Source organism: Sphingomonas sp. (genome assembly GCF_036387535.1).
Taxonomy (GTDB): domain Bacteria; phylum Pseudomonadota; class Alphaproteobacteria; order Sphingomonadales; family Sphingomonadaceae; genus Sphingomonas_R.
Window position 1 is genome coordinate 1 of sequence record NZ_DASVTO010000030.1, and the last position, 2,589, is coordinate 2,589.

Annotated in this window: 2 protein-coding genes; one reads left to right on the forward strand and one right to left on the reverse strand. The window is 66.8% G+C overall.

The window, feature by feature from the left end:
• The first annotated feature begins 178 nt into the window (after nt 1-178).
• Nucleotides 179-592 carry a DUF2147 domain-containing protein gene (locus VF649_RS02790; protein ID WP_331010437.1) on the forward strand — a complete coding sequence of 138 codons (414 nt, stop codon included), beginning with the start codon at nt 179-181 and terminating at the stop codon, nt 590-592.
• Between the two features lie 235 nt (nt 593-827).
• Here VF649_RS02790 and VF649_RS02795 read toward each other — a convergent pair whose 3' ends face one another.
• A complete protein-coding gene (locus VF649_RS02795; protein WP_331010438.1) occupies nt 828-2,405 on the reverse strand; it encodes an MFS transporter in 1,578 nt (525 codons plus the stop codon).
• Nucleotides 2,406-2,589: the final 184 nt, after the last annotated feature.

The following is a 2,589-nucleotide window of genomic DNA, read 5'->3' on the forward strand; positions in this document are numbered from 1 at the left end:
ACCCAGGCGCGGATCAAGCAGATGCTGACCACGGGCAAGCCCCTGCGCAACTGAACGCACGCGACCATCGCCGGCCACCGCAAGGCCCGGTGGCCGCGGCCGGGGATTGCGGTCACGCGCGGTCAAGCCGCCGGGCCCGACGATCAAGCGGCTTTATCCCCGTCCCACTTGGAGAAAAATGATGATCGGATCGATAATGCTGGTGCTGGCAGCAGGCGCCGCGCCCCAGAATGCGGACGCGGCGATCGGCCGCTGGAAGACCGAAACGCGCAACGCCATCGTCGAGGTCGCCCGTTGCGGCGCGTCGATCTGCGGGCGCGTCATCACATCCGATGCGCTGCGCACCCAGCCGGAGATGCGCGACATCAACAACAAGGATGCCGCGCTGCGCAATCGGGCGATCAAGGGCATGCAGATGCTCAGCGGCTTTACCCGCGACGGAAACGGCTGGTCCGGCGGCACGATCTACAATGCCGATGACGGCAAGACCTATAGTGCGAAAGTGACGCCGGTCGGCGCCGACCAGCTCAAGGTGCGCGGCTGCGTGTTCGTGCCCCTGTGCAAGACCCAGACCTGGACGCGCGTCCGCTGATCTTTTCTCCTCCATCGATCCGTCACACGCCGAAAGGCGATCTGATCGTCAGCGGCCTCGTCGGTCCGCTCGCCGGATCGAACGGACCGCGCCTATGCCGGCACCGCGGCGCAGACCCCGACCGCGGTCAACGGCCAAGTCCAGAACGCACGCGCGATCGTGCTGTCGCTGGGCGGCGGCATGACGTTCTGATCGGTCGGGCCGCTGGTGAGAAAGACCAGCCGCCCCTGCCCCGCTATTCCATGTTCCGCGCCGGCTCGCGCAGCCCGAACAGCGTGACGAGCAGCGCCATCGCGACCACCGTCCAGGCATACCACAGCCCCGCGAACGGATCGCCGGTACGCGCCACGATATATTGCGAGATGAACGGCAGGAACCCGCCGAAATAGCCCGTGCCGACGTGATAGGGGATCGACAGCGAGCTGTAACGGATCGCCGGCGGAAACATCTCCGACAATAGCGCCGCGACCGGGCCGAAGGTCAGGCCGGACAGCGCGCCCAGCATCAGGATCAGCAGCAGGATCACCGCGATGTTGCCGGCCGAGGGCACCACCGGCGTCAGGTCGTACCCTGCTTTGGCCAGCGCGGCGTCGATCCCCGCGGGCGTGTGATCGGGCACCGGCTCGCCCGCGACCGACAGGACGGTGCCGGGCGTGCGCCGCGTGGTGTAAGCGATGCCCTTCTTCGAAAGATGATCCAGCATCTGGCCGCACGCATCGCCCTGTTTCGCGGCGAACGGGCTGTAGGCGCAATGCGGACCGGACACGACGACCGGCGCGGATTGCGCAGCGCGGGCCAGGCCGGGGTTGGCGGCGGCGCTAAGGCCCCAGAAGATCGGGAACAGCAGCACCAGCGTGGCGGCATAGCCCCACACGATCGGCCGCTTGCGCCCGACCCGATCGGACAGCCACCCAAACGCGACGAACCACACCAGCCCCATCAGCGCGCTGGCCCCCACGATCAACTGCGCGGTCGTCTCCTCCACGCGCATCGGCCCTTGCAGGAACGACAGCACGGTGAACATCGCGGTGTACCAGATCGCGGTCAACCCGGCGGCGATGCCGAACAGCACCACTGCCATCCGTTTCAGATTGCCCGGATAGGTGAAGCTTTCCACGACCGGATTGACGGCACGCTCTCCGGCGGCACGCATCGCGGCGAACACCGGGCTTTCCGACAGCTTCAGGCGCATCCACAGCGATATCGCGAGCAGCACGATGGAGAACAGGAACGGCAGCCGCCACCCCCATGCGCCCCACGCCTCCGCGCTCAGCGCGCTTTTGGTGGCGAGCACGACCGCGAGGCTGAGGACGAAGCCGCCGACGACGCCGGCCTGGATGAAGCTGGTGTAGAAGCCGCTCTTGCCCCGCGGCGAATGTTCCGCGACGTAGATCGCCGCGCCGCCATATTCGCCGCCGAGCGCCAGCCCCTGCGCGATGCGCAGCAGCAGCACCAGCACGGGTGCGGCGAGCCCGATCGTGGCCGCGGACGGGATCAGCCCGACACCCGCCGTCGCGATCCCCATCAGCGCGATCGTCACCAGGAACGTATATTTGCGCCCCAGCCGATCGCCCAGATAGCCGAACACCACCGCACCCAGCGGCCGAAAGCCGAAGCCGACCGCAAAGCCCGCCCACGCCAGGAGAGTCTGGACGATCTCGTTGCCCGCAGGGAAGAACGTGCGGCCGATGATCCCGGACGCGGCAAGCGTGCCGTAGATGAAGAAATCATACCATTCGAACACCGTCCCCAGCGACGAGGCGGTGATGACGAGACGAATGTCCGCCGGTGACGGTGTCGTATGCTGGTCCAAGTCCGCTCTCCCCTGATCCACGGCTGTAGCCGTTTACGCGGGAGAGTTGAACACCCTCAAACTTCGTCCGTCGTCCAATCCCGACGGCTCAGAGCCGTGTTTGAAAACTCGCGAAAGAGCGAGTTTCGTAGGCGGTGCCGGCGCTCCCCCTCACGGCCACCCATCAAGATACCGTGTGGGTGGC